At 39.1% G+C, this 26,442-nt stretch carries 21 protein-coding genes and 1 riboswitch; of the genes, 12 read left to right on the top strand and 9 right to left on the bottom strand.

All coding sequences use genetic code 11. From position 1 onward, the window contains the following. Positions 1–33: 33 nt before the first annotated feature. Entirely contained in the window at positions 34–1,035 is a 1,002-nt protein-coding gene (locus LMF32_RS03970; RefSeq protein ID WP_230523944.1) for a nucleoid-associated protein, read from the bottom strand. Between the two features lie 224 nt (positions 1,036–1,259). After that, positions 1,260–1,363: riboswitch (NiCo riboswitch) on the top strand. A gap of 99 nt (positions 1,364–1,462) precedes the next feature. Here LMF32_RS03970 and LMF32_RS03965 point away from each other — a divergent pair. Then, the gene (locus LMF32_RS03965) at positions 1,463–3,286 is read left to right on the top strand and encodes a heavy metal translocating P-type ATPase (protein WP_230523943.1); all 1,824 of its coding nucleotides are present in this window, start codon (positions 1,463–1,465) and stop codon (positions 3,284–3,286) included. A 119-nt stretch (positions 3,287–3,405) separates the two neighbouring features. On the opposite strand, the gene LMF32_RS03960 is transcribed toward LMF32_RS03965, so the two are convergent. Beyond that, a complete protein-coding gene (locus LMF32_RS03960; RefSeq protein WP_188205019.1) occupies positions 3,406–3,828 on the bottom strand; it encodes a cupin domain-containing protein in 423 nt (140 codons plus the stop codon). A 157-nt stretch (positions 3,829–3,985) separates the two neighbouring features. Between LMF32_RS03960 and LMF32_RS03955 the strand changes: the two genes are divergently transcribed. Beyond that, entirely contained in the window at positions 3,986–4,852 is an 867-nt protein-coding gene (locus LMF32_RS03955; RefSeq protein WP_230525071.1) for a MurR/RpiR family transcriptional regulator, read from the top strand. A gap of 43 nt (positions 4,853–4,895) precedes the next feature. Here LMF32_RS03955 and LMF32_RS03950 read toward each other — a convergent pair whose 3' ends face one another. Both LMF32_RS03950 and LMF32_RS03945 read right to left on the bottom strand, forming a co-directional pair. After that, positions 4,896–5,873: a Gfo/Idh/MocA family oxidoreductase gene (locus LMF32_RS03950; protein WP_230523942.1), complete on the bottom strand. Its 978-nt coding sequence runs from the start codon at positions 5,871–5,873 to the stop codon at positions 4,896–4,898. A 54-nt stretch (positions 5,874–5,927) separates the two neighbouring features. After that, the gene (locus LMF32_RS03945) at positions 5,928–6,944 is read right to left on the bottom strand and encodes a Gfo/Idh/MocA family oxidoreductase (protein ID WP_230523941.1); all 1,017 of its coding nucleotides are present in this window, start codon (positions 6,942–6,944) and stop codon (positions 5,928–5,930) included. A gap of 446 nt (positions 6,945–7,390) precedes the next feature. Here LMF32_RS03945 and deoC point away from each other — a divergent pair, with 446 nt between their 5' ends. Next, positions 7,391–8,083, top strand: coding sequence for a deoxyribose-phosphate aldolase (deoC, locus tag LMF32_RS03940; RefSeq protein ID WP_230523940.1), 693 nt, complete (start codon positions 7,391–7,393; stop codon positions 8,081–8,083). A gap of 280 nt (positions 8,084–8,363) precedes the next feature. Here deoC and LMF32_RS03935 read toward each other — a convergent pair whose 3' ends face one another. Further along, positions 8,364–8,957 carry a TetR/AcrR family transcriptional regulator gene (locus LMF32_RS03935; RefSeq protein ID WP_230523939.1) on the bottom strand — a complete coding sequence of 198 codons (594 nt, stop codon included), beginning with the start codon at positions 8,955–8,957 and terminating at the stop codon, positions 8,364–8,366. Between the two features lie 188 nt (positions 8,958–9,145). Here LMF32_RS03935 and LMF32_RS03930 point away from each other — a divergent pair, with 188 nt between their 5' ends. Next, on the top strand, positions 9,146–11,953 hold the full coding sequence (locus LMF32_RS03930; RefSeq protein WP_230523938.1) for a YhgE/Pip domain-containing protein: 2,808 nt from the start codon (positions 9,146–9,148) through the stop codon (positions 11,951–11,953). 100 nt (positions 11,954–12,053) lie between these two features. Here LMF32_RS03930 and LMF32_RS03925 read toward each other — a convergent pair whose 3' ends face one another. Continuing rightward, the gene (locus tag LMF32_RS03925) at positions 12,054–12,746 is read right to left on the bottom strand and encodes a YjjG family noncanonical pyrimidine nucleotidase (protein ID WP_230523937.1); all 693 of its coding nucleotides are present in this window, start codon (positions 12,744–12,746) and stop codon (positions 12,054–12,056) included. 219 nt (positions 12,747–12,965) lie between these two features. Here LMF32_RS03925 and LMF32_RS03920 point away from each other — a divergent pair, with 219 nt between their 5' ends. Together LMF32_RS03920 and helD are read left to right on the top strand one after the other, a co-directional pair. Next, positions 12,966–13,925 (top strand): glutathione S-transferase family protein, encoded by a 960-nt coding sequence (locus tag LMF32_RS03920; protein ID WP_092480781.1) that lies wholly within the window; start codon positions 12,966–12,968, stop codon positions 13,923–13,925. Positions 13,926–14,199: 274 nt separating this feature from the next. Continuing rightward, on the top strand, positions 14,200–16,362 hold the full coding sequence (helD, locus tag LMF32_RS03915) for an RNA polymerase recycling motor HelD (RefSeq protein ID WP_230523936.1): 2,163 nt from the start codon (positions 14,200–14,202) through the stop codon (positions 16,360–16,362). 59 nt (positions 16,363–16,421) lie between these two features. On the opposite strand, the gene LMF32_RS03910 is transcribed toward helD, so the two are convergent. Further along, positions 16,422–16,979: a DUF3267 domain-containing protein gene (locus LMF32_RS03910; RefSeq protein ID WP_230523935.1), complete on the bottom strand. Its 558-nt coding sequence runs from the start codon at positions 16,977–16,979 to the stop codon at positions 16,422–16,424. A gap of 286 nt (positions 16,980–17,265) precedes the next feature. On the opposite strand from LMF32_RS03910, the gene LMF32_RS03905 reads away from it, so the two are divergent. The 3 genes from LMF32_RS03905 (at position 17,266) to fghA (ending at position 20,958) form a co-directional block, all read left to right on the top strand. Continuing rightward, complete coding sequence (locus LMF32_RS03905; RefSeq protein ID WP_230523934.1) at positions 17,266–18,675, top strand: ISLre2 family transposase; 1,410 nt, start codon at positions 17,266–17,268, stop codon at positions 18,673–18,675. Positions 18,676–18,968: 293 nt separating this feature from the next. Continuing rightward, positions 18,969–20,078, top strand: a complete 1,110-nt coding sequence (locus LMF32_RS03900) for an S-(hydroxymethyl)glutathione dehydrogenase/class III alcohol dehydrogenase (protein ID WP_230523933.1) — start codon at positions 18,969–18,971, stop codon at positions 20,076–20,078. Positions 20,079–20,115: 37 nt separating this feature from the next. Continuing rightward, positions 20,116–20,958, top strand: a complete 843-nt coding sequence (gene fghA / locus LMF32_RS03895) for an S-formylglutathione hydrolase (RefSeq protein ID WP_230523932.1) — start codon at positions 20,116–20,118, stop codon at positions 20,956–20,958. A 117-nt stretch (positions 20,959–21,075) separates the two neighbouring features. On the opposite strand, the gene deoD is transcribed toward fghA, so the two are convergent. Together deoD and LMF32_RS03885 are read right to left on the bottom strand one after the other, a co-directional pair. Next, positions 21,076–21,780: a purine-nucleoside phosphorylase gene (deoD, locus tag LMF32_RS03890; protein WP_188205357.1), complete on the bottom strand. Its 705-nt coding sequence runs from the start codon at positions 21,778–21,780 to the stop codon at positions 21,076–21,078. 168 nt (positions 21,781–21,948) lie between these two features. After that, a complete protein-coding gene (locus tag LMF32_RS03885) occupies positions 21,949–22,614 on the bottom strand; it encodes a Crp/Fnr family transcriptional regulator (protein ID WP_188205358.1) in 666 nt (221 codons plus the stop codon). Between the two features lie 64 nt (positions 22,615–22,678). On the opposite strand from LMF32_RS03885, the gene deoB reads away from it, so the two are divergent. From deoB to LMF32_RS03870, 3 genes are read left to right on the top strand one after another with little or no spacing between them, the layout of a single operon-like run. After that, entirely contained in the window at positions 22,679–23,851 is a 1,173-nt protein-coding gene (deoB, locus tag LMF32_RS03880; protein WP_188205359.1) for a phosphopentomutase, read from the top strand. A gap of 27 nt (positions 23,852–23,878) precedes the next feature. Next, the gene (locus LMF32_RS03875) at positions 23,879–24,895 is read left to right on the top strand and encodes a BMP family protein (protein WP_188205360.1); all 1,017 of its coding nucleotides are present in this window, start codon (positions 23,879–23,881) and stop codon (positions 24,893–24,895) included. Between the two features lie 14 nt (positions 24,896–24,909). Further along, positions 24,910–26,442: an ABC transporter ATP-binding protein gene (locus tag LMF32_RS03870; protein ID WP_230523931.1), complete on the top strand. Its 1,533-nt coding sequence runs from the start codon at positions 24,910–24,912 to the stop codon at positions 26,440–26,442.

Here is a 26,442-nt window from a genome sequence, read left to right as displayed (position 1 = left end):
GGAGCAGTAAAAGCTCAGACAAAGGAAGTTTTTTTAGAATAAGTTCTTTATTTTTTCGATGTTTTTGATCATAACGGATGTGGTACCGTCTGGATTGTTGATGAACTCGACAACTTCAGGATCCTTGTACAAATCGATCGGGATACTGATCTCAATGCCGTTGTCTAAACGAAATTTTTGTTTAGAATACTTAGGTCCGGCAACCGCTACTTCAGCAGGAGCGCGATCTACGTAGCCCATCTCTTGGACTTCTTCAAAGAATTTTTCTTTTTTAGCATAGTTGTCGCCGTAAAGGGTTTCGGCAATCATTTGGTTATCGATGACATTTTCTTCCGTCATACTGTGAACGATGGCGTCTTTCGTATCGGCGAGAACTTGGAATTCTTCCTCGTTAAAAGCTTTACTGGTTTTTTGAACAGCTTTTTTGATGATGGCAATATTTTCTTTCAAGCTAGGTTGAGGCTTGTCTTCTAAAAACATTTCTGTGAAATAAAAGACTTTTTCCCCTAATTCATCGATCAAATGTTTTTTCTCAATCACATGGTATTCCATGTTGTTCAAATTTAAGACCAAACCTTCTTGGATAGCTTGGCGAGCACTAGGCAAGATTGAGCGGTTGATCATCAATTGGTTGCTGAGTTGTTCTGTTTCATAAGACACATAGTGAGTTACACTGTCCGAATAATTTAATTTGAAAAGCCCTAAACAAGGTACTTCGTCCAAAGTGAAATAGACGCACAATAAATCAGCAGGCGGTATCTCTGGATTAAGTTTTGTGATGGAAAAGAACTTTTCCGCTAATGCTTTTGTAGTCTCCACAAAGTTATCTTGAAGAGTAGAAAAAGCGGGGATCAAAGGGGTGTTTTCTGTTAAAACCCCTTTTTTCATGTTGTCTGAATCTTCTACCTTTTCAATCATGGCATGGATGTAGTCCATGGTGAATTTTTCCGAAATATCCAAGCCAGCAAATGAAAAGATAGGCTCGTTGCTGTTCACATCAAAAATATGTAAAATAGCTTCTTTTATATAAATCATGTTGTTCCCTCCATTATCAGTCACGCTTAGTAGTATCTCACAAATTTGAAAGTCGCAAAAGAGATTTCTCGGGAAATGGGGTAAAAGTTTTCCCACAGCTTGTTTATAAGACGAGACTATTTTACACTCTCCCGTTGATACTTCAATTAATAAATGGTATTATAAGTGTATACAAATCTAATTTAACTTGCTCTTCTTTCTTATCGTTAATGTAAGAATGAGAGCCAATTAAATCTGAACAGGCGGTGAACTCTTAGAGGTTCATGCAGCCGGATCACACATGTGTGATAGCAGAGTAGTGCCAAAAAGGCACACCTGTGGGACAGTACTACTGTCCTATAGGTGTGCCTTTTTTATTTTTACTTTTTATTAAGGAGGGAAAATCTAACCACTAACTTAAAAAAAAATTAAAGAAAGGAAGAGGGAAATGTGGAAGTTTTTAAGCAATACGCGTTCAGGACAGTTTTTAGTCATTGGAGTCTTTTTTACAATTATTGGATTTATTTTAAATACGATGGGAGGTTTTTATAGTTCACTTTCTTTTTATGTGGCCATTTTCTTTTTAGGGTTCTTTTCAGCTAAAAAAGCGGTGACAGAAACAATTCATTCTAAAGCTCCAAATGTTGATTTGCTAATGGTTTTAGCCGCATTAGGTGCATGTTTGATTCATTATGAATCAGAAGGAGCTGTATTACTGCTTATTTTTGCTGGCTCAGAAGCTCTAGAATCCTATGCAACCAATAAATCCAAAAGTGCTATTTCTGAGTTGCTATCTCATGTGCCTTCTACAGCGCAATTGCTAAAAGAAAATGATGAAGTGAGTGAAGTACCTACTGAATCGTTAAAAGTTGGTGACATTGTAGTCGTTTCAAAAGGAGCACAGATACCTATTGATGGGTATTCTGACCGAAAAACACAAATCAATGAATCCAGCCTTACTGGAGAATCAATGCCTGTTGAAAAAGAAAAGGGAGCCGAAGTATTTTCTGGGACTTTCAATGAAGGAAATGCCTTTCATCTTGAAGTGAATAAAACGAGTGACCAAACCGTCTTCTCAAATATTATACGAATGGTAGAAGAAGCACAGAAAAGCCCTTCGAAAATTTCTAAAATTATTGACCGTTTTGAAACGAAATACGTACTAGTTGTTTTAATTATGGTCCCATTGTTCATTGCGAGTCTTTATTATTTCAACGAGTATAGCTTTGAGGACGCTTTTTATAGAGGGATGGTTTTATTAACCGTTGCTAGCCCATGTGCTTTGGTTGCTTCTGCTACACCAGCAACATTAAGTGCTATCAGTAATGGAGCAAAAAATGGGGTGTTAGTTAAAGGCGGAGCAGCAATGGAGTCTTTGAATACGATGGATATTTTATATAGTGATAAAACGGGGACACTGACATTTGGTGATTTCAGAGTATTAAATTATGAAGTTCCAGAAGACGTTTTGAATGAAGTGGTTTATATGGAACAACAATCTAACCATCCAATAGCCAATGCTATTGTGGCAGCTTTTGAAAACAGAAACTTTACAGACATTGATACTTCAGAACCTGTGGAGGAAATAGCTGGACAAGGTGTTAGAAAAGGAGCAATTGAAATAGGGAAACCAAGTACATTTAGTGGGTACCCTGATAAAAATTATTATCTTGGTAAAGCAGTTGAAGAAAATACGACGATTTTTGTGGCGAAAAGCAATGAAATTGTTGGGTACATTTCTCTTTCTGATGAAATTCGGGATGAGGCAATCGAAGCAGTAGCTGGTTTTCAAAAAGAAGGTATTCAAGTTGTACTTTTGACTGGAGACAATGAAATGGTAGCTTCGAAAGTTGCTAAGAAAGTCAAAGTAAATGATTATGTAGCCAATTGTCTTCCAGAAGATAAGATTAAACATATCTTGAAAAGTCAGCGAAATAAAAAGGTGGTAGGCATGGTTGGAGATGGAATTAATGATGCACCCGCGTTAGCGAATGCGGATATCGGTATTGCTATGGGGAGCGGGTCATCGGTGGCGATAGAGTCAGCGGATGTGGTGATTGTAAAAAATGATTTAGCTAAATTGCTTTATAGTTATCACTTAAGCAAACGATTGAACCGAATTATTAAACAAAATATTTTCTTCTCTATCAGTGTGATCATCCTATTGATGATTTTAAACCTTTTAGGTTATTTAGATTTGCCGGTAGGAGTTGTCTTCCATGAAGGATCGACGATTTTAGTTATTTTGAATGGATTGCGTTTGTTGCGTTAATAAAAAATATAAAAGTGTGTGAGCCTATTGGGATTTCCGATAGGCTCACACACTTTTATTGGTTTAATCTTTTAGTTTTTTCCTAGCTGTATAAAATTCTTTATACAGCGAGGCTTTTTTTAGTGTTCATTAGGATCATTTTCTGCATCTTCATGAGTTGGGTGAATAGTTCCTTCAACATGATCAGGACCCGCATAAATGGTATATAATCTTAATGGTTTGTCACCAGTATTTTTAATATTGTGCCACATATCTGCTGGAACCAATACGGCTTCATCTTCAGAAACAACTTGTTCAAAATTTAAGTCATCTTCAGAAGGTCCCATTTGGCATAGCCCTTGTCCTTCTTCGATGCGAATAAATTGATCAATTCCATGATGAACTTCTAGGCCAATATCATCGTTTGGTTGAATAGTCATGACGGTTACTTGTAATTTAGCACCTGTCCATATCGTTGTACGGTAGTTATCATTTTGCACTGTAGCATCTTCAATATTTACAACATAAGGTTTTTTGCCATGATCTTTAAAATCAATACTCATTATCCTAATCACTCCATTTCATAATAGTTGTTTAATTGTATTAATTACAATATAACTATAGCAAATTATCATTTGGAAAACAAGTATCAGTGCCTTAAAGTTAGTAAACGTTCACTAAATAATATAGAATCAAGTTATAAAGGAGTGGTTGGATTTGGTGCAAGTATTAACTAAGTTGAAAGATCAAACGAACTTTACAAATACAGAAATGAGGATAGCCGATTATGTTATACAGAATATCACCAAAATTCCGACGATATATATTGAGGATCTGGCAAAACTAACGTACACTTCTCATTCGACGATTATCCGTCTCTGCAAAAAAATGGGTTATGATGGGTTTAGAAGTTTTAAGAATGCCATCTCAGGTGTTGTCTACAGTCAGCTACATTTACCTAATGAAGTGGATGCTAACTTTCCTTTTAAACAAGAAGATTTAACCATGGATATTGCTAAGAATATCGCCAATTTAACAATGGATACCATAAAAAAAACATTGAATCAATTAGATGAAGAGTTGCTGCAATCAGTGGCAGAGATTCTGTTCAAATCTAAGCATATTTTTCTGTTTTCACGTGGTGATTCACAAATACGAGCGAGAAGCTTTCAAAATAAATTAGTAAAAATCAATAAATTTGCAATTATCTCTGAAGAATATGCAGACGAGGCATGGAATGCTTCTAACCTTACTGCAAAGGACTGTGCTCTGTTTTTATCTTATAGTGGAACTAGTCCGCAATATAAGCGTATGTTACAACATTTTTCCAACAAAAATATCCCTACTATTTTAATAACCGGAAATACAGAATCTGATTTGATTCCATTAGCTGCTGAAACAATAGTGATAGTTCAGGAAGAATATGATTTTGTAAAGGTGGGAACTTTCGCCTCACAAGTTGCCTTTCAATATGTATTAGATACTTTATATTCTATTTTATATGCAAAAGAATATAGAAGTAATGTGGAAAATTTAAAAGAAAAACAGTTACTAATTCAAAATGGAATTTTGTCAGAAGAACTATGACGATCCACATATTGAAAAAGTGCCTGTTTTCTACTGTGAAAATTTACCCTAAGGATATACCAGCAGTTTCTAATCCTTTATCTACAATAGACATAACCATTTCGCTGTGATCAAGGTGTTTCATCATAGCTTCAACGTCTGATTCTCTTATGATTCGTTCAAATTCAATGAATTCCTCATACATCCGATGCGTATGCACTTTAAAATCAACGGTTTCACTCTTATTTTGATGGTCTATTACAGTAAATCGGTCGATAGTACTTGTAGGACCTTCAATAATGACAGCTCCTTTATCGCCTTGGATAATGGTTCGTATCGGAGCTGTAGAATCTTTAGCACCTATACAGACTGCTTTTTTATCCCCATAATCAAGACTAAGGATGCCGGAAGTATCAATTCCTTTTTCCACATTTGCCAAGTAACTGACTTTTTGGGGCTCCCCAAAAATACCCGTTACAAAGTGAATGTTGTAAATGTTAATATCCATTAAAGCTCCGCCACCCATTTTAGGATTGAACGCCGGTAAGACATCTCCTTTTTTGAAGGCATCATACCTTGATGAATATTGTGAATAATTACATTCAATAATTTTAATAGCTCCAATAGTACTTATGGCTTCTTTTATCCTTTTATAATTGGTTAAATATTGATTGGTTATAGCTTCTAATAACATGACGTTGTTTGCCAAAGCCAGTTCTCTCAGCTCTTTCATTTCGGCTAAGTTTAAGGTAAAGGGTTTCTCGCAAATCACATTTCTTTTATTCAGTATGGCTTGTTTAGCAAAAGAAAAATGCAGATGATTGGGTAGTGCGATATAAACGGTATCGATACGTTGATCATTTAAACAATCTTCGTAACTAGTGGAGACTTGGCGAATGCCGTATGTGTCTTTTAAAAGCTGCATTTTATCGCTGCTTCTATTCGTTCCTACAATCATCTCTAACTGAATCTCTGGAATATCAAGGGCCATAGTTAAAAAATCATGTACGATCATGCCAGAACCTATAATGGCGAGTTTCATAACAAACCTTCTTTCTTAGTTGAGGGTTCCTTATTTTTTAACTGCATGGATAAGTTAGTATGTGATACTTTGAATGCCTTCTTCGAGTATCTCTAGTTGACGAATCGTTTCTTCATCTTTCACTGTTTTATCTTTTCCATTGATAATAGCCTCATACAATCCTTCATAAACACGACTGTAATCCCCAATTTCTGAAACGACTTTTTCTTCATGGTAAAGGCCATCAGTATCCATATAAGTCACCGTACCGTAATGTTCTGGGGTATCCACACCAAAATCAGCGTGAGTCGGCATATAGAATAATTTTAGGTGTTCTTCCTGTCTATCTTTATCGTGCTTGATAAACATGCCTTTCTTACCATACAGAACAAAGCTTGATCGCTGTTTTATTCTGAAGTAGCTTGATTTAACAGAAACCTTTATTTTTGAATAGTAAAAGTCCAAGTCAAAATAATCATTCATTCGATCAGGACCCAATAATTGTCTTACATCATAATGGATGGAATCTGGATCTCCGAAGTAGGAAAGAACTTGATCGATCGTATGGCACCCATGTCCATATAAATAGCTGGAAGATGCTGAAAATTCGGTGCTGTTTTCTGGAACTTCTGGTCTGAAATAATCATAATGCATTTCGACTTCCAGTAATTCACCTATCACGCCGCTTTCGATGACTTTTTGAGCCGTCAGGAAATCTGAATCGTAGCGTCTATTTTGGTAGCATTGAACGAGTAAATTTTTTGATTTTGCCAACTCAAATAATTCTCTTGCTTCTTCAGCAGTTTCAGTAAACGGTTTTTCAACCAGCGTATGTTTCCCTTTTTCCAGTGATAATTTTGCAAATTCAAAATGCAATGAACCTGGAAGGCAAATCGCAACCAGTTGAATTTCCGGATCATTCCAAATATCTTCTAAATTCGTTGTGTAGTGGACTCCAGGAACTTTATCCCAAGAGCTGTTTTCATGACGAGAATAGATTGTTTTCACTTTAACGTTCTTTGTTTTTAAGGAAAAAGGCAGATGATAGCGATTCGTACTTTTTCCGTTACCGATATAAGCGACTGTTAACATAAAAAAACCTCCTATAATATCTAATAGTTAGATTATATAGGAAAATGCATGAGATAAGCGGCTGCTTATCCATTCAGGTTCTCATGTTCCTTTTTTTAAAAAATAAAGTCATGCCTACTGAACATTATGTTCATACGTTTTTTACAAGGATAGTAGAAAACATCAGAAAAGCCAAACGACGTCGGTGATTCAATCTAGATCAAATGCAAAGAAACCATCAGCTTTGAAGAATAGGAGCGTCGTTTACAGCAGAAAATCGCAGTGTTTCCTTGATCCGATGATTGATTTCAGCAGAAGAATTAGGGTGATTACGTCTGCTGAAAAGGAGATTGTTGCTCATGTCCGTAATTAGGAAACCAAACAGGATAAGCATCGTGACACTAGTAATGTTTCAACTGATGTAGTGTGTTAAAATGAAACCAAATTCAGTAAGAGGAGGAAAAAGAATGACTATTCAAATGAGGGTAGCAGAATTAGCCAATATGATAGACCAGACTTTACTAAAAGCGGATGCACAAAAAGCAGGATTTGAGAAATTATGCCAAGAAGCCGACGAATATGGGTTTAAAATGGTAGCGATCAATTCAGCGCCAGTGGCTCTTTGTAAAGAGTTGTTGAAAGATAGTCCTGTCCATGTTGGTGCAGCTATTGGCTTTCCATTAGGACAAACGTCGATTGCGGTGAAAGTTTTTGAAGTCAAAGATGCCATCGCAAACGGAGCCGATGAAATTGACTATGTCATCAATGTCCGAGAATTAAAAGATGGAAAGCTGGATTACATCGAGAAGGAAATGACTGAAATCGTAGGCGTTTGTCGAGAACATGGTATTTTGAGTAAAGTGATTTTAGAGAATTGCTACCTGACCAATGAAGAAAAAGCCGCTGTGTGTCAAATAGCTAAAAAAGTTCAACCGGATTTCGTAAAAACGTCTACTGGTTTTGGAACGAGCGGCGCCACTGTGGAAGATGTAAAACTTATGAAAGACATTGTCGGTTCTGACGTCAAAGTGAAAGCAGCAGGAGGTATTCGAGACATTGCTGCTGCTAGAGCCATGATAGAAGCTGGTGCGGAACGTTTGGGAACGAGTGCTGGGATACAGATTGTAGAAGAGTATAAGGCAATGAGTAAAGAATTATGATTTTGATATGAGAAGAAAGAGAGAGGATGAAGTCCTCGCTCTTTTAATGCTTTTAGGTCATTTATGTACTCTGAAATGGAATGGAAGTTACTCTAATAGTCAAGTGAAGGTTGGAATTATTGCCACTTGATCAATAGAAGTGATCTATTAATCAAGTGAGGGATTTGGCAGTGGTCACTTGATAAATAGAAGCGATCTATTAATCAAGTGAAGGAGTGAATATTCTCCACTTGACTATTAGAACCAATTTGCTCACCAAACTAGAGTAAAAAAGACTCGGTTAATTATTTTCTGGAGATTCTACTATTAAATGTCCCAGCAAAAAGGTTAAGTATTTATGGGCTTCTTCAAGGGAGATAGGTTGTTTTTTCAAGAAAACAGCCTCTAAGATCAGCATAACAGTGTTGCTGAAGTGATCAACGACTAATTCTAACGGTATATCTTTACTGCTGAAGTCTAAGTATTCATGGAAAATATTTTGGATGACACGTTTTAAGTAACTACTGAAGTGATTGATCAAAGAACTGTTGCTGGGATTGTTCTTTAGAATATCGTTCAATAGTTCATTATGCGAGGATAGTAAATAATACGTCCGATCAAACAATGTACTGAGTATTTTATCGGAAGCAACATTGGATGGTTCGTTAAGATAGATCTGGTTGCTCAATAAGTGCCAACAGTAATTCAATAAATCGTATTTGTCGTCAAAATAATTGTAAAAAGTAGCTCGAGGGAAATTGCTGATCTCGCAGATTTCATTCACGCTGATCGATTCAAAAGACTTTTTAGCTAACAGATTGAACATGGTTTTTGAGAAAGCTTCGAGCGTTCGTTGAGCGCCGCGAGTCGGTTTTTTGGACAAGTCATACTTCATTTTACTACCCCTCTTTTATTTGCAGATTTTTGATTTTGTCTAAATTTAAACACAGGACTTAATCTGTATCTTGCCTTCGTTTCAAATAGAATCTATCATGACTTTATGAGTTTTACAAGTGTCTAAAAATGATCTGTTGAAAATAATTTAGGCATAGGTTAGGACAAAAGAAAGAGGGAAATAGTGTCATGATAAAAAAAGAATGGAAATTTATCGCACAACATAAATTTCTTATCATTGTATTGAGTGTTATAGCCCTGATACCGGCTTTATATAATTTGATTTTCTTGGGTGCTCTATGGGATCCCTATGGACATGTCGATCAGTTACCTGTAGCGGTAGTCAATAAAGATAAGGTAGTAGAGTTTCAAGGAAAAACGTTGGAAATCGGAGATCAGCTGGTAGATAACTTGAAAGAGAGTAAAAGCTTAGATTTTCATTTTGTGTCGGAAAAAGAAGCGAATGAGGGACTCTCTGATGGAGATTACTACTTAAAAATCACTGTTCCAGAGGACTTTTCGCAGAATGCTACCACATTGTTGTCCGACCATCCAAAGCAAATGGTCGTGGATTACCAGACAACACAAGGAAGAAATTTGACAGCTTATAAAATGGCGGCTTCAGCGATCACCGAATTGAAAAACCAAGTCTCCAATCAAGTCACAGAAATGTACACAGCGACTATATTAGAACAATTTGGCAATGTAGGATCAGGGATGGAAGAAGCGTCAGAAGGTAGTCAAAAGCTTAAAAACGGAACGACTCAATTAGCGGACGCCAGCGCGTTGATCCAAACCAATTTGGAAACATTAGCTTCCAGCTCACTGGAATTTGCAGAAGGCAGCCAAACGTTGAGTATCGGATTGAAAGACTACGTGGCCGGCGTCGCTCAAATCGACAATGGAGCGGGTCAATTGTCAACAGGGATCGATGCTTTGTCAGGGAAATTACCTACTTTAACAACGGGTATCAATGAGTTGAACAGTGGTGGGACTACTTTGGCAAATGGAGTCCTGCAATATACAAACGGTGTAGGTTCTTTATCTGCTGGTGTGGCACAGCTGAATAACGGACTTCTTGGGCTTTCAGGACAGCTGCCGATGCTGACAACGGGAATTAGTGATCTGGATACTGGAGCATCCAGTTTAAAAAATGGTATCCAACAATACACATCTGGCGTGAGTGCGGTCAACGAGGGTGCTGAACAGCTGAACGGTGGGTTGACCCAAGTGGTTGATCAGACAAAAAATCTGCCCACACAAGTCCAACAATTAAATGATGGGGCGAACCAGTTAGCCAACAGCTTAACGGGAGTAAATTTAACAGAAGAAAATAAAAACCAATTGCAACGATATTTGACTGGTGTACAATCGTATGTTAAACAAGTTTCACAAGTGTTAGGAGCTTCAAATTCTTCGGTTGATACAGATCCTATCGAAGCGAGTTACGAAGCAGATTTAGCAGTGAATGCTGATGCAGTCATACAAGCTTTAACAGATAGCGGAGTGGATTTGACCGAAGAACAGCAAGCGTTGGTTTTAATAACTATGCAAAAGCAAAATAGCCAAACGTTGACAGCGGCAGAAAATCTGTTGCCCAATAGTCAAGCAGAACAAGATCTGAAAACAGCTACAGAGCAACTAGTGAGAGTGACAGATGCACAAACGCAAGCTTTGACAGCAATCGTAGGTAATGTGTCGGCTCTTTCCCAAAAAGCTGCTCCCGTTGCTCAGAGTATTGCTGCAGCTACGGAACAGTTGAATCAATCATTGCCTGTATTGACTGCTTCCTTGCAACAACTGCAAGAAGGCAGCCAGACGATTTTAGAAGGTACGAATGAACTAACAGAAAAAAATGACACGTTAAACAACGGAGCAGCACAAATTTCTAATGGCTTAACGACTTTGAATGAGAAAACAGGAGCTTTAGTGACAGGTGTGGATCAATTAGTTGAAGGTTCTAGTCAAATCGCTGACGGAGCTGATCAATTGGACCGAAATTCCGCTGGTTTGATAAGCGGAGCAAATGACCTAGCAAATGGGCTTTCGACAGTAGCAGAAAAAATCCCGACATTAAGCAATGGAGTAACGGATTTACAGTCTGGAGCACAAACATTGGCAAATGGGACCTCTCAATTGACAGCTAACAGCAGTAAATTAGTAGAGGGCTCTGACCAACTATCCGATGGGGCTCAACAAATCTCTTCTGGAAGCGGACAATTAGCAGAAGGTGAAGCCAAAGTTGCAGGATCTTTGAAGGAAGTTGATGCCGGCTTAGCAACATTGTCAGATAGTTTGACTGATGGAGCAGCTCAGATCAGAGAAGTGAATACGACAGAATCTGCAGCAGCAGCGGTTTCGGATCCTGTTACGACCCATCATACAGATAAAGATAAGCTAGCCAACAACGGAACATCCATGGCACCGTATATGATGTCTGTGGCATTATTTGTAGGGACTTTGACAGCGAATATGATGTTTGATGCTTACAAACCAAAAATGCAGCCGACTTCTGGGGTCTCTTGGTGGGCCAGTAAAATGTCGATTCTTGGCTTAGTGAGTGTCTTGCAGGCTCTTATTGTCTTTGCCGTGCTGATCTATGTATTGGGGATGGACCCGATCTCTCCAGGAAAAGTTTTAGGTTTCTTGATACTTGAATCAATGGCTTTTATGTCATTGGTGACGTTGTTCAATGTTGTATTAGGCAAAGTAGGTGCTTTCTTGATGCTGATTTTCATGATCTTGCAGTTGGCAAGTTCTGGAGGGACCTATCCCATTATTCTATCAAATGGTTTTTACCAAAGTATTTATCCGTACTTACCGATGACTTATGCGATCGAGGCTTTAAGAAACGCGATCTCGATCGGCGGATCGATGACGACAGCAGTGTGGTTGTTTGCAGCATTATTGCTAGTGAGCAATGGGTTGATGATAATATACTTTGGAATCAAAAAGAAGAGCTACTCATTTGATAACGAAGAAGTGACAGAAAGATAGATCGGTTACCATGTTAAAAATCCCTTACTGCAGACAAGTGCTGCAGTAAGGGATTTTATTGTATTCTAAAGAGCAGAAATAAAGAATCGTCCAGCTGCAGTTATTTTTCCTCTTCTAATAAAGAATAAATTTGCAATAAGTCATTTATAGTATAAGTTGCAGCTGATGACGATAAGATTTGTTCTGGGTCATAAAGAACGCTATCGATCTCGACGTTTTGAGCACCTAAAATATCGGAAGATAAGCTGTCTCCAATCATTAAACAGGACTCTTTATCTGTAATCTGCAACGAATCAAATAGAGTATCAAAAAAACGAGGATCAGGTTTTTCATAACCGATTTCTTCTGAAATAAACAGGTCGTCAAAATAATGCAGCAGACCAGAATCTGTTAATCGTTTTCTTTGAGTAACTCCCATGCCGTTGGTACCCGCATAGATCCGGTAGTTTCGTTTCTTTAGCTTGCTCAAAAGTATCTCGGCATTTTCAACCGTCTTGCAGCCGTCATTCAAAAATCCACGGTATAGTTTTTCTGCTTTTATCCCATCAACATCCAAGTTGTATTCCTTAAAAAACAAGGCAAATCGAGTTTTGAAAATATCTTCTCTAGCGATTGTTCCTTTTTCTAAAGAAGACCATAAGCCTTTATTGATTGATTTGTATGTATCAAAGGATTCTGCAGTTTCTGGAACGTTGAATGTTTTAAATACATTCTTAAGAGCTTGTTCTTCTGTATCATTAAAGTCCAGCAACGTATTGTCTAAATCAAAAATTAAGTGTTTGTACTTTTTCATTTTTTCACCTCTCTACTAATTTACGCTCAAATAAGGGAGATTAAAAGAGTAAATACTACAAATAAACTATTCTTTTTATTAAAGCAGTCAAGGCTTTATTAGTTGTAAAAATAACGATGAGACAGCTGTTCATTTGTTAATCGCTCATCATACCTTTATAATTGAAATAGAAAACACTTGGATAATGAAGTATCAAAAGGTATTCGGAAGGGGAAAATTATGGGATTATTAGTAGATGGAAAGTGGCACGACCAGTGGTATGATACGGAAGGAAACGGAGGGCGTTTTATTCGTACGGAAGCCCAGTACCGTAATTGGATTACTCCAGACGGCAGTCCCGGTCCAACCGGTGAAGGCGGGTTCAAAGCAGAACCGAATCGGTACCATTTATATGTAGCCATGGCTTGTCCATGGGCGAACCGAACTTTGATCATGCGCAAATTAAAAAAATTGGAAGACATGATTTCCGTATCCGTTGTTAATCCATTGATGGCAGAAAACGGGTGGACATTTGAGCCGGCAGTGGGCGTTATCCCGGATCCTGTAATCAACGCGACTTACTTGCATGAATTGTACACTCATGTGGACCCTAATTATAGTGGGCGAGTCACAGTACCGATATTGTATGATTTGAAGCAAAATAAAATCGTAAACAATGAATCTTCTGAGATCATGCGCATGCTGAATACAGCTTTTTATGGTGTAGGAGCCAAGGAAGGCGATTATTACCCGAAAGAGCTGCAGGAAGAAATCGACGCGGTCAACGAACTCGTTTACCATAACGTCAATAATGGTGTGTACAAAGCAGGTTTTGCGACTAATGAAGGAGTCTACCAAGAAGAAGTAGGCAGGTTATTCAAAACGTTGGACCAATTAGAAGCTCGCTTAGAAAATCAGCGCTACTTAGTTGGCGATCAGATCACGGAAGCAGACTGGCGCTTATTTACTACACTGATCCGCTTTGACAGCGTGTATTACAGTCATTTCAAATGTAACATCCGACAAATCCGCGACTATAAAAATCTGTGGCGTTACACGAGAGAATTGTACAATTGGCCTGGAATCGCTGAGACGGTGAACTTCAAGCATATCAAAGAACATTACTATCGCAGTCACAAAAACATCAACCCGACAGGAATCGTCCCAGTCGGACCGATATTGGATTTTAGCTTGGACTAAACAACTTAGAATACGCCCTTATTGGAAACTACCATGGTTTCCAAGAGGGCTTTTTGTAGTATAAGAAGAGCTATTAATCAAGTACGGCTCGAAATATTGTTCACTTGACTAATAGAATAGGTCTATTGATCAAGTGAGACGATAATTGATGTTCATTTGATCAATAGAAAAAATCAACATTTCTAAAACGTATTTTAATGATGAACCTATTGATTACTAAGCAAAAAGGCGGTACAATAACTGTTCGCTATAAAACAGACAGGGGGCAACACAGATGGTCGACACCGAGTTTAAGAAAGAACAAGAGTACCTTCAGTTTGTGTACGAAAGACTTGAGGCAACTGAGCAGACGCTTAGGGATTCGATAGAGCAAAATAAGACAGAGGGCATCGCGGCATTGAAAAATATGTCTGGAGATTCCAGCTTGAATTTTGATAGTACATTGGACAACTTGGATACTTTTTTAGGGCTGGAAATGAAGAGCCGTGAGATTGACCAAATGAACATCAAACTAAAGGCAGCTCTTGTGTTATTGGAAAAAGTGGAACGTTTATTGCAATCGCCTTATTTTGGCAAAGTAACGGTCGATTTCTTGGATGACGAGCCAAATGAAGGATTTTATATCGGTATCAATGGATTTGCGGATGAAGAAGGAGACAACTTGATTTATGACTGGCGTTCGCCGATTGCGGAGTTGTTTTACAACAACACTCTTGGAAACTCCTCGTATGAGGTGAACCAACATACGATAGACGTCGAGATCAAGAGCCGCCGACAATTGATTGTCGAAGCCAATCGTCTGCTGAATTATTTTGATACGACAGTGGCTATCCAAGATGACGTGCTGCTGGAAGCCTTGGAACAAGATACTACTGAGCAAATGAAAGACATCACGGCGACCATTCAAAACGAGCAGAATGTGATTATTCGAGACACTAAGCATCCAATTTTGTTAGTGAATGGAGTTGCTGGAAGCGGGAAAACCTCTACCGTCATGCAGCGTATTGCTTATTTGCTCTATTCTTTACGTAAAGAAATCACTTCGGATAATGTATTGATTTTGTCCCCTAACAATCAATTTATCAATTACATTTCAAATGTACTGCCGTCTTTAGGAGAGAAGAATCCATTGAACATGACGCTGCTGCAATTCGTTGGGCAACAGGTCAACTGGAAAATGGAAACGGAAGAAGAATACTTCTCGCGCATCAGTCAACCAACTGTCGACAAGCAAACGGCAGTATTGAGAAGTCTTGAATTTGTAGATTTCATCAAGCAAGCTAATGAAGTCGTGGCTGCGGAAGGTGATCTGTTCAGAGATTTGATGCACAAAGGGAAAATCATCATTTCAAAAGAAAAAATGATGGATATTTACCAAACGACACCAGAATCCAGTCCCATGATAGACAGAATCCAAGCAACAAAAAGCCGTCTGGCGAGCTATTGGGAAAGACGCTTGATTGCTCAATCGAAGACTCACGCGATACAAGATCAGATCTTGGAAATGTCTGAAAAAATGCAGATGAAGCATTTTGGAGAATTGATCACAGAAGACAACGAAGAGAAAGTGATCGAATATGGGGAGCAGTTGCTGCGGAAGAAATACCGAGGCGTTACGAAAGGGATCGAACAAAATAAATGGGTCGATCTCACACGTATTTTTGATGCTTTGTACCTTCACTATCAAAAAGAATCGTATGTTCATTCCAGAGAAGTGCTAACTGTAGATGAAGCTGTGATCTATTTGCTGATCATGAATACTTTTGTCGAGAGAATCTCGTTTCCGTTGATGCGATTTGTGCTGATCGACGAAGTGCAAGATTACACTCCAGCGCAAATGAGCTTAATGTCTGACCTCTTTACGAAGAGTGACTTTACGATGGTAGGAGATGAAAATCAAGCGATCTTCAATTCTTCGATCACGTTTGCTGAAATCGCCGGAATTATTGAAAATAAACAAAAAACGGTCCAACGTTATGACTTGGTGAACAGCTACCGTTCTAGTGGAGCAATTACGGAAGTCTTCAGCCGTTTGATCTCAGGGCATCAGCAAATCGAAATCATACCAGTACGCCCATATGGAAATGAGCCGGAATGGTTTAAAGTATCGGATAATGTGGATTTGAAAGCTGTTTTTGATCAGCTTTTACTGGAGTTGGATGGAAGAGCTTTGACGGTCATTACGAAAACCGAGGAAGAAGCTAAACAACTGACAGATTACTTGAAAGCAGAATTTCCATTTGCCTACACGATCAATGTGTTGCCAATCAGCTTATCTAAAGGCTTGGAATTCGATAATGTCTTAGTGTACGATGTGTCAGAGTACAACTATGTGGACGAGCGCGACCAGCGTATTCTTTATACCGCTGTCTCTCGTGGGATGCAAAACTTGTTTATGACTTACAAAGGAAATAAAAGCCGTTTTTTAGCTAAATAAAACAGGATGAGCTGGTGCGATTTCAGATAATGACTGAAACCGCACCAGCTCATATTTGTTTAGGTATGTTGTGGATCGAAAAACATACTCATTCCTATGGAGGTGTCTTCGACTACGATATTTTTTGGTGCTCTGATCAATAAAAGTATGTAATAAAAATCACCCACACAAGCACCCGCATGAATGCTAGCCAACGAGATGTACATAAACGGCGTAATCCATTCCAAATAGAACAATAAGGTCAGAAGCAGCGTAAGAAAGACAAAAGGCGCTAATATAATAATGGCGTACTTCATCTTTGAATAATAATTTCCCACACTGGCAGCATACGCCATCCCATTTTTGAATCCAAAGGTCACTTTTCCCTCTGGAGTAAACAATTTGAAAAACAACCCGTGAATCAATTCGTGAACTATGATCAAAATAAAAAATCCGATAGATAAAATAAACATCTCCGCAATCTCTAGTTTACCAGATAACGATAAATCGGGATGACCAAAAGATGCTAGTTGAGCAAATAAAACCCAAAACCCTACGACTAAAACCAACGAAAGTATATTCAACCAAATAATCATTTTTTTATTGTGAAGAATGTCTACCTCTTTATATGCCCGCATAATCTGCTCCTCTCAAAATAAAGATATTCTTAGTATAGCAAAGATGATGAGCAGGTATATAGCTTATTTGGATTTGATAGGGTCTTACAACGATGAAAATCGAGTCTATTAGTCAAGTGAAGACTATCTGACTGTCCACTTGATCAAAAAAGAGCTTTTTCCTTATATAAGTGTATGTGTAAAATAGTTCTCGAGAGCCAATAATTTTACTGGAAAAAAGAAAGAAGGCACTTTATCATAAATGTATGCTTTGCAGGGCAAATACATAAATGAAAGAGGCCTTCTTATGGATAAGATTATATCAAAGGTTTATCAAATAATAAAGGATTCAAGCAACTTAATAGAAACAGAAGAAGCGATTCAAGGCTATATGTATGATGTGTTCGCTCAGTTAATGGGTCAGATTTTGTCGAACTTCAACGAAGTGATCAAAGAGGAAAAACAACGTGAAGGTTGGAAAGTAAAACGAGCAGATTGGAAAACGGTTCAATTTATCTTCGGTCCCGTTCGGTACCGGCGTACGCTAATGGTGGATACTAATAATCAGAACCATTATCCACTAGATGAATGGTTAGGCATTCGAAAATATCAACGCCATAGCCCACTAGTAGAAGTAAAAGTGTCAGAGTTGGTGAGTAAAGCTACTTATCGAGATACCGCAGCTATTCTAAACGAATGGACGGCCATTACGCTGAGTCATCAAACAGTCGGCAGTCTTCTTAAACGCGTTGGAGCAGCACAATCACGTGAGGATGAAGAAAATGTATTGGAACTAGAAGAAGCCACGGAGTTGCCCGAAGGAAAAAAGGTGGACTATTTTTACGCCGAAGCGGATGGGGTTTTTGTACGTGGGACAGAAAAGAAAAAAAGCTTAGAAGTTCGTCATGCCATCCTTTACGAAGGCTGGGAGAAAAACGGAAAGCGCGTTTCTTTAAAAGAACCTAAAGCCATCATGACGACTAAAAAAACCGCTGGTTTTTGGGCAGAAGTTCAAGCCTTTACAGCGAGCCGTTATTCGTTGCAGCAAGCTCAAATCATTACCAATAGTGACGGTGGACAAGGGTATACCGCAGACAAATTCCAAGAAGCTTTTTCTCAATCGAACTATCCTGTTTTAAATCAACTAGACTCTTATCATGTCTTCCAAGGCTTAAACCGCGCGTTTGGATCGCAAACTAACGTTTTTAAACAGCATGTCCGTCAAGCATTAAAAACGTATGATTTAGATGAATTAACTATTTGGTTGGATACGTATGAAAGTACATTAGACGAGACACCGGCAGTGGAAAAATTGAATACGTTCAGAACATACGTATTACGGAATTGGGATCGGATTTTCGACTGGCGTGAAAAAGCAGAACAAGTGCCGAAGGACGCAAGAGGTTTAGGCGCAATGGAGTCGAATCAACGGCATATTTCTTTTCGAATGAAAAAACGTGGGATGCATTGGAGCGCAGAAGGCTGTGAAGCTATGGTAAAAGTAAAACAAGGCATGTTCAATCACACCTTACGCGAAGCCTATCTTCATCAGCAAAATAGAAGTACTCGGCAACAACGCAAGTTGAAACAAACGGTTCGTTTATCGTCGTTATTGCATGAGAAAACACGGCAATCAGTTGGTGCAAAGAATGGGACGATTCCATTATATGCCTCTCATTCATCGGCAATAGGACAATTAATCAAAAGTTTTCGTTAATTCCTGTCTTTTGGGAGAAGGTTCCTGGTTTTAGGAACGTTCTTCCAAAAGATGGGCTAGCAAGCGGCGGAGCCGTGCGGTAGCTGACAAGTGTACAAAAATAGAGTGCCTAAACTAGCGGAGTAATAGGACGCTCGAGAAAAACTTGACACAAACTATATAAGTAAGGAAGTTGTTGCCAAAAGATAAGCATGTTATATTTGATGCAGGCATTTAGAGGAAACTAAGCATGTAACAAGCATCTATTCCTCAGATTTAAATGAAAATTGAACACATAAAAGGAGCTCAACAACATGAAATCACGCGCAGCAGTTGCATTTGGACCAGGTCAACCCCTTGAAATCGTAGAGATCGATGTAGACGGACCTAAAAAAGGGGAAGTATTAGTAAAAATCACAGATACAGCTGTGTGCCATACGGATGCGTATACGTTATCCGGGACAGATCCAGAAGGTGTTTTCCCAGCAATATTGGGACATGAAGGCGGCGGTATCGTTGTCGAAATCGGAGAAGGAGTTACTTCGGTTCAACCAGGCGATCACGTTATTCCTTTGTACACACCAGAATGCGGCAAATGCGAGTATTGTACATCAGGCAAAACGAACTTGTGCCAAGCCATTCGTGAAACACAAGGTAAAGGGTTGATGCCGGACGGAACGACTCGTTTTTCTTACAAAGGAGAGCCGATTTACCACTACATGGGAACTAGTACGTTCAGTGAGTATACAGTGCTTTCTGAAATATCAGTAGCGAAGGTCAATCAAGAAGCTCCTTTAGAAAAGGTTTGTTTACTAGGTTGCGGAGTGACAACAGGAATTGGTGCTGTCAGCAACGCAGCGAAAGTAGCAGAAGGCGACACGATTGCTGTTTTCGGGTTAGGTGCGATTGGATTAGCGGTCATTCAAGGAGCAGTCCAAGCAAAAGCAGGACGCATCATTGCGATCGACACGAATCCTGACAAATTTGCATTGGCGAAAGAAATGGGCGCTACAGATTTCTTAAACCCTAAAGAATACGACCGTCCGATCCAAGAAGTGATCGTCGAGATAACAAATGGCGGAGTAGAGTACAGTTTTGAATGTATTGGAAATGTAGACGTTATGCGTTCAGCTTTAGAATGCTGTCATAAAGGATGGGGAGAAAGCGTCGTTATCGGTGTTGCCGGAGCTGGAGAAGAAATCAGCACACGCCCATTCCAATTGGTTACCGGTCGTGTTTGGCGCGGTTCAGCATTTGGAGGAGTCAAAGGACGTACTGAATTACCAGGTATGGTAGAAAAAGCGATGACTGGCGAGATTCAACTTGACCCGTTCATCACACACACATTGCCATTTGAACAAATCAACGAAGCATTTGACTTGCTGCACGAAGGAAAATCAATTCGTACGGTACTTTCTTACTAATTATTTTCCAATTTAATTTCACATGAGGAGGATATGGATGTCTCAATTAGAATTACTTGAAGAGCACCTTGTTTTTGGCGGTACACAATACAAATACCGTCACGATTCGACCGTTTTAGGTTGTCCGATGACGTTCAGTTTGTTTTTGCCGAATAAAGAAACGTTCTCCAACCCGCCTTTATTTTGGTGGTTGTCTGGACTAACGTGTACTGATGATAACTTTACGCATAAAGCTGGGGCACAAAAAGCAGCTGCTCGTTTAGGAGTGGCTATGATCATGCCGGACACCAGCCCTCGCGGCGAAGAGATAGCCGATTCAGAGGATTGGGATCTAGGCCAAGGAGCCGGATTTTACCTCAACGCGACGGAAAAACCATGGGCACCTCATTATCAAATGTATGATTACATCACTAAAGAGTTATCCGCTATCGCTCATGACCACTTTCAATTGAACGGTCCAGAATTCATATCCGGTCATTCAATGGGTGGACATGGTGCTTTAGTAATCGGATTGCGTAACAGTGATCGATTCCGTTCGATTTCTGCATTTGCGCCGATCGTTAACCCGATCGAAGTGCCTTGGGGAGTAAAAGCCTTCACTGAGTATCTAGGCGATGATCAAGAAACATGGAAAGAATGGGATGCAACGGAATTGCTGAAGCAGCATACTGGCAAAGAAATCCCTGTCCTGATCGACCAAGGAGATGCGGATTCTTTTTATGAAAAGCAATTACAACCCTCTAAAATTGCAACAGTGGCAGATGAGAAAGATTATCCGTTAACCGTTCGTATGCAAAAAGGGCATGACCACAGTTATTACACGATCGCGACATTTATTGAAGAACACTTGGAATTCCATTTGTCTCAATTAAAAAAATAGTCAATAGATCATTTTCCAGTAAACTAGTTAGTGTCAAAAAGTAGCCCGTAAACAATCAAAAGACCACTATTCCACTACAGAAAATCCGTAGTGGAATGGTGGTCTTTTGTTTTCTTTTTATTTAACTGCTGCTTCTAAAGCTACGTTGATCATGTCATTGAAACTTGTTTGACGTTCATCGGCAGTTGTTTGTTCACCTGTCAGTAAGTGGTCGCTAACTGTTAAAATGCTTAAGGCACGTACATGGAATTTAGAAGCTAAGTAGTAAAGACCAGCAGTCTCCATATCCACTCCTAATACATCCATTTTAGCCATATTTTTCATGATGTCTTCGTTGTCATCGTAGAAAGAATCGGAAGAGTAAACATTCCCAACATGAACATTCATATCTTTTTCTTTTCCGATAGTGTAAGAATTGCTGATCAATTCGTAGTTTCCGATTGGCGGGAAGTAAATAGGTGCCATCTCTTTATAGATAAGAGAAGAATCCGTCGCAGCAGCTTGTGCAACGATCACATCGCGAATGTGGACGTCTTGTTGAAGAGCTCCACAAGTTCCTACACGAATCAATGTCTTAACGCCGTAATCATTGATCAACTCATGGATGTATAAAACTGCTGATGGCATACCCATTCCTGTACCTTGTACGGATATTCTTTTGCCCTTATATGTTCCTGTATAGCCTAGCATGTTTCTTACAGTGTTGTAACAAACTGCATCTTCTAAAAATGTTTCAGCAATGTATTTTGCTCGTAAGGGATCTCCTGGTAATAAAACGATGTCAGCAATCTGACCTTTTTCTGCATTAATGTGAAAACTCATGTTCATTTCCTCCTCTATTTGGTGTTAGTACCCATGATAAAGGAGAAAAAACAAAAACGTTATGAAGGCGTTATCATATTTTTAGTAATCATGTTCACAGTAAAGTTGTTAGTTGGTTCATTGTGAGAAAACGCTTTCTTTATTAAGATAAACATAGACATTAGAAGTCTAATAGTTGTTAGCGTAATCTTGCAGCTTCTCTAAGTTGAGAATTTGAATCAACTTGGGTTTCAAAGAAAGAATCTTTTCATCTTGCAGATCTTTGAAAACTTTTGAGACAGATTCACGCGTTACGCCAACCATGCTGGCGATCATACTTTGATTGACATTTGTTATAGTCCATTCAGTTGGATTTTCGACTTTTTTGTCTTCAAGGAATTCGAGCAGCAAACGGCAGACACGTGTGTGTGCACTATAGAAAGTTAAATTTCGGATAGATTCATTCAACGTTTCAAAACGATGATGATGAATACGAAAAATGTTTTCTAAGATCGTCTTATTTTCATAGATCAACGCAATAAAATCTGATTGGGAAAGGTGATAAATCTCAGCATCTTTAATGACTTCTACAGAAGAGAGAGCAGGACTTTTAGAAAACAGCTCTACTTCACCCAGTACTTCATACTCTTTAACTAGATCAAGAATAATTTCTTTATCTTCATAAGTACGATAGATTTTTAAGATCCCGGTTTTTACGATGTAGACTCTATCAATGGGATCATCTTCAAAAATCAAGATATGATTTTTTTTATATTTCTTAGATGGGACGGTAGACAAGATGTTTGTAACTTGTTCATCTGACAAACCATCGAATAATTGAACACTTCTACTCATGCTTTCACCTCGTTAAAAATTTAAGAACAATACCATTATAGCATCAAATAGGAGGAAATGGACTATGAACTGTAATCGGATACACATGATTGTTTTAGATTCAGTCGGAATTGGAGAGGCAGCTGATGCTGCAGCGTTTAATGACACAGGAGCTCACACGCTGGGACATATTGCGGAAGGAATGGAATTAAAATTACCGAATTTGGAAAAAATGGGTCTAGGAAATATCGCAGACATCAAAGGCATTAAAAAAGTAGAGACCAGCCAAGCTTACTGGACAAAATTAGCTGAAAAAAGTGTTGGAAAAGATACTATGACAGGCCATTGGGAAATAGCTGGCTTACAAGTGGATACGCCGTTCAGAGTTTTTCCAGAAGGTTTTCCAGCAGAACTGCTGGATAAAATTTCAGCTTATTCTGGCAGAAAGATCATTGGAAACAAACCCGCTTCAGGAACAGGTATTCTAGATGAACTAGGTGAAGAACAAATGGAAACAGGAGCTTTGATTGTTTATACTTCTGCAGACCCTGTTCTTCAAATTGCAGCACACGAAGAAATCATTCCTTTAGAAGAATTGTATGACATTTGCGAATATGTCCGAGACATCACTAAAGACGATCCTTATATGATCGGACGCATTATTGCACGTCCTTATGTAGGACAACCAGGAGCGTTCAAGAGAACAGCTAACCGACACGATTATGCTTTGAGTCCATTCGGGCCAACGGTATTGGACAAATTAAAGGAACACGAAAAAGACGTGATCGCAGTAGGGAAAATCAGCGATATCTTTAACGGCCACGGTATCACACAAGCGGTTCGAACAAAAAGTAATATGGACGGTGTAGATCAGTTATTGAAAGTGATGGAAAAACCTTTTGAAGGACTTTCCTTTACAAACCTGGTAGATTTCGATGCTTTATACGGACACAGAAGAGATACGGTAGGATACGGAAATGCATTGATGGCATTTGATGAACGACTACCAGAGATTATTGAATTATTGGAAGAAGATGATATGCTGATCATTACGGCAGATCATGGAAATGATCCGACAGCTCCAGGAACGGATCACACTCGTGAATATGTGCCTTTACTGGTCTTCTCAAAACAATTCCAACAAGCAGGAGAACTGAAGACAGCTCAACACTTTGCAGATATCAGCGCAACAATAGCAGATAACTTCAACATACCGAAAATGGAAAACGGATCAAGTTTCTTAGCGGAATTAAACTAACCTATAAAAATACAGGAGTGATAAAAAATGAAACATACAACTATCAAAACTATCGGAGCGGCTTTACTTTCAATGACATTGCTGTCAGCTTGCGGAGGCGGAAATGAGGCTTCAAGTGCTGGTGAAAGTGATTTTAACATCGGAATGGTCACAGACTTAGGAAGCGTGAACGATAAATCTTTCAACCAAAGTGCGTGGGAAGGATTGCAACAACTGCAAGAAGATGAAGGATACAAAGTGAAATACTTAGAACCGACAGCAGATTCAGAAGTGGAGCCGAGTTTGCTTCAATTTGTCAACAGCAATACAGATCTGACTTGGGCAACAGCTGCTACATTAGCAGATGCCGTTACAACGATTGCCAACAACAATCCTAAAGCACAATTGGGGATTGTAGATGCTGAAATCGAAGGAATCGAAAACATTGTTTCTGTGTCATTCAAAGAAAATGAAGGCGCCTTCTTAGCAGGTGTAGTTGCAGCAAGCATGAGTGAAACAGATAAGGTTGGATTCATCGGCGGGATGGAAATTCCAGTTATCCAACGTTTCCATGCTGGATTTGAAGCAGGAGTTCTGGCTGTCAATCCAGATGCGACAGTAGTAGCCAACTACACAGGGGTCTTCAACCGTGTAGATATGGGTAAATCAGCAGCAGGCACAATGTATAACGATGGAGTAGACATTATTTTCCATGCTGCAGGAGGTACAGGAAACGGAGTCTTCAACGAAGCGCAAGAGCGTTTCAATAATGGAGAAAAAGTATGGGTTATCGGAGTAGATAAAGATCAGTCATTAGAATTCGGGGATGACATCACATTAACTTCTATGATGAAAAATGTTGATAAAGCTGTTTATGACATTTCATTAGAGACAGCAAATGGAAACTTCCCAGGTGGAGAAGTGGTTCGTTTAGGATTGGCGGAAGATGCGGTTGGACTAGCAGATACTTCTGAGAAAAACGTGCCGCAAGAAGTGTTAGACACTGTAGAACAATACAAAGAACAGATTATTTCTGGAGAAATCACCGTTCCTGATAAACCATAAGGGAGAGAAAAAGGATGAAACAAACACGAGTCGAAAAAGTGTTAGAGTTGAAAAATATTACAAAAAAATTCGGCGATTTTGTTGCTAATGATGATATTTCGCTAACCATAAGACGTGGAGAAATCCACGCCTTACTGGGCGAAAATGGCGCAGGAAAATCAACGTTAATGAATGTCGTATTTGGTATGTACCAGCCTGAGGGCGGCAGTATTTCGGTTTACGAAAACGAAACAAAAATCGAAAACCCCAACCATGCTATTCACTTAGGAATCGGAATGGTTCATCAACATTTTAAATTGATCGATAATTTTACGGTCACTGAAAATATCATTATCGGTATGGAACCAAAAAACGGCATGCGTTTAAATATGAAAGCAGCTGTAAAAGAAGTCCGCAACATTTCTGAAAAGTACGGGTTGAAAGTAGATCCGAACAGCAAAATAGAAGACTTGCCTGTTGGAATGCAGCAAAAAGTTGAGATCTTAAAATGTTTGTACCGCGGGGCTAACCTGCTGATTTTTGACGAGCCGACAGCGGTATTGACGCCGGATGAGATCAACGAACTACTTGAAGTCATGCAGCTGTTGGTTGCTGAAGGCAAATCGATCATTTTGATCACCCACAAATTGAATGAAATCATGAAAGTAGCGGATAAATGTACGGTCATTCGCAAGGGGAAATACATTTCTACTGTAGATATTGAAGAGACCAACAAAGAAGAGCTGGCTGAAATGATGATCGGAAAGAATATTTCGCGTGAAATCATGAAAGAAGCTTACAATCCAAAACAAAACGTATTGGAAATCAAAAACCTGACAATGTTCGGTCCGAACAAAAAGAAAGTGTTGAACAACATCAATTTATCGGTGGCTGCAGGAGAAGTTGTAGGGATTGCCGGAGTGGATGGCAACGGACAAACAGAGTTATCAGAAGCCATCGTCAAAATGCGTGCATTTGATGAAGGAGATATTCTCATCAACGGAGTTTCTCAAAAAGAGAAAACGACTCGTGAGATTTATGAGTCAGGTGTGAGTTATGTACCGGCCGACAGACACAAACATGGATTGGTACTGGACAACAATATTGCTGAGAACTTGATTTTGATTGAGTATTACAAAGGAAAATACAATCAAGGGATCAAATTAAACAAAGCATTGATGTATGAGGAAGCAAAAGAAGCTATGCGCAATTACGATATTCGTGCTGAAAATGAAAATACGATCGTACGCGGAATGTCTGGTGGGAACCAGCAAAAAATCATTCTCTCCAGAGAGATTAACCGAAACCCTGATCTGTTGATCATTGTGCAACCGACAAGAGGGTTAGACGTTGGTGCGATCGACTTCATCCATCGTCAGATTATTCGTTTGCGCGATCAGGGGGTAGCCATATTATTGGTTTCCTTTGAGCTGGAAGAAATTCTGACCTTATCAGATAGAATAGACGTTATCTTTGATGGACAAATCATCGGTCAAACCAATCCTAAAGAAACAAACGATAGAGAACTAGGATTGATGATGGCTGGTAAAGGATCGGGTGAGGGGTGA

This window comes from Desemzia sp. C1, from assembly GCF_020882875.1.
Taxonomy (GTDB): domain Bacteria; phylum Bacillota; class Bacilli; order Lactobacillales; family Carnobacteriaceae; genus Desemzia; species Desemzia incerta.
Note: the sequence above shows the minus strand (reverse complement) of the source record. Positions and strands in the feature narration are given on the sequence as shown.

Coding starts and splice junctions, on each gene's coding strand:
- LMF32_RS03970 (WP_230523944.1), bottom strand. CDS start 1,035: ATGATTTATATAAAAGAAGCTATTTTACATATTTTTGATGTGAACAGC.
- LMF32_RS03965 (WP_230523943.1), top strand. CDS start 1,463: ATGTGGAAGTTTTTAAGCAATACGCGTTCAGGACAGTTTTTAGTCATT.
- LMF32_RS03960 (WP_188205019.1), bottom strand. CDS start 3,828: ATGAGTATTGATTTTAAAGATCATGGCAAAAAACCTTATGTTGTAAAT.
- LMF32_RS03950 (WP_230523942.1), bottom strand. CDS start 5,873: ATGAAACTCGCCATTATAGGTTCTGGCATGATCGTACATGATTTTTTA.
- LMF32_RS03945 (WP_230523941.1), bottom strand. CDS start 6,944: ATGTTAACAGTCGCTTATATCGGTAACGGAAAAAGTACGAATCGCTAT.
- deoC (WP_230523940.1), top strand. CDS start 7,391: ATGACTATTCAAATGAGGGTAGCAGAATTAGCCAATATGATAGACCAG.
- LMF32_RS03935 (WP_230523939.1), bottom strand. CDS start 8,957: ATGAAGTATGACTTGTCCAAAAAACCGACTCGCGGCGCTCAACGAACG.
- LMF32_RS03930 (WP_230523938.1), top strand. CDS start 9,146: ATGATAAAAAAAGAATGGAAATTTATCGCACAACATAAATTTCTTATC.
- LMF32_RS03925 (WP_230523937.1), bottom strand. CDS start 12,746: ATGAAAAAGTACAAACACTTAATTTTTGATTTAGACAATACGTTGCTG.
- LMF32_RS03920 (WP_092480781.1), top strand. CDS start 12,966: ATGGGATTATTAGTAGATGGAAAGTGGCACGACCAGTGGTATGATACG.
- helD (WP_230523936.1), top strand. CDS start 14,200: ATGGTCGACACCGAGTTTAAGAAAGAACAAGAGTACCTTCAGTTTGTG.
- LMF32_RS03910 (WP_230523935.1), bottom strand. CDS start 16,979: ATGCGGGCATATAAAGAGGTAGACATTCTTCACAATAAAAAAATGATT.
- LMF32_RS03905 (WP_230523934.1), top strand. CDS start 17,266: ATGGATAAGATTATATCAAAGGTTTATCAAATAATAAAGGATTCAAGC.
- LMF32_RS03900 (WP_230523933.1), top strand. CDS start 18,969: ATGAAATCACGCGCAGCAGTTGCATTTGGACCAGGTCAACCCCTTGAA.
- fghA (WP_230523932.1), top strand. CDS start 20,116: ATGTCTCAATTAGAATTACTTGAAGAGCACCTTGTTTTTGGCGGTACA.
- deoD (WP_188205357.1), bottom strand. CDS start 21,780: ATGAGTTTTCACATTAATGCAGAAAAAGGTCAGATTGCTGACATCGTT.
- LMF32_RS03885 (WP_188205358.1), bottom strand. CDS start 22,614: ATGAGTAGAAGTGTTCAATTATTCGATGGTTTGTCAGATGAACAAGTT.
- deoB (WP_188205359.1), top strand. CDS start 22,679: ATGAACTGTAATCGGATACACATGATTGTTTTAGATTCAGTCGGAATT.
- LMF32_RS03875 (WP_188205360.1), top strand. CDS start 23,879: ATGAAACATACAACTATCAAAACTATCGGAGCGGCTTTACTTTCAATG.
- LMF32_RS03870 (WP_230523931.1), top strand. CDS start 24,910: ATGAAACAAACACGAGTCGAAAAAGTGTTAGAGTTGAAAAATATTACA.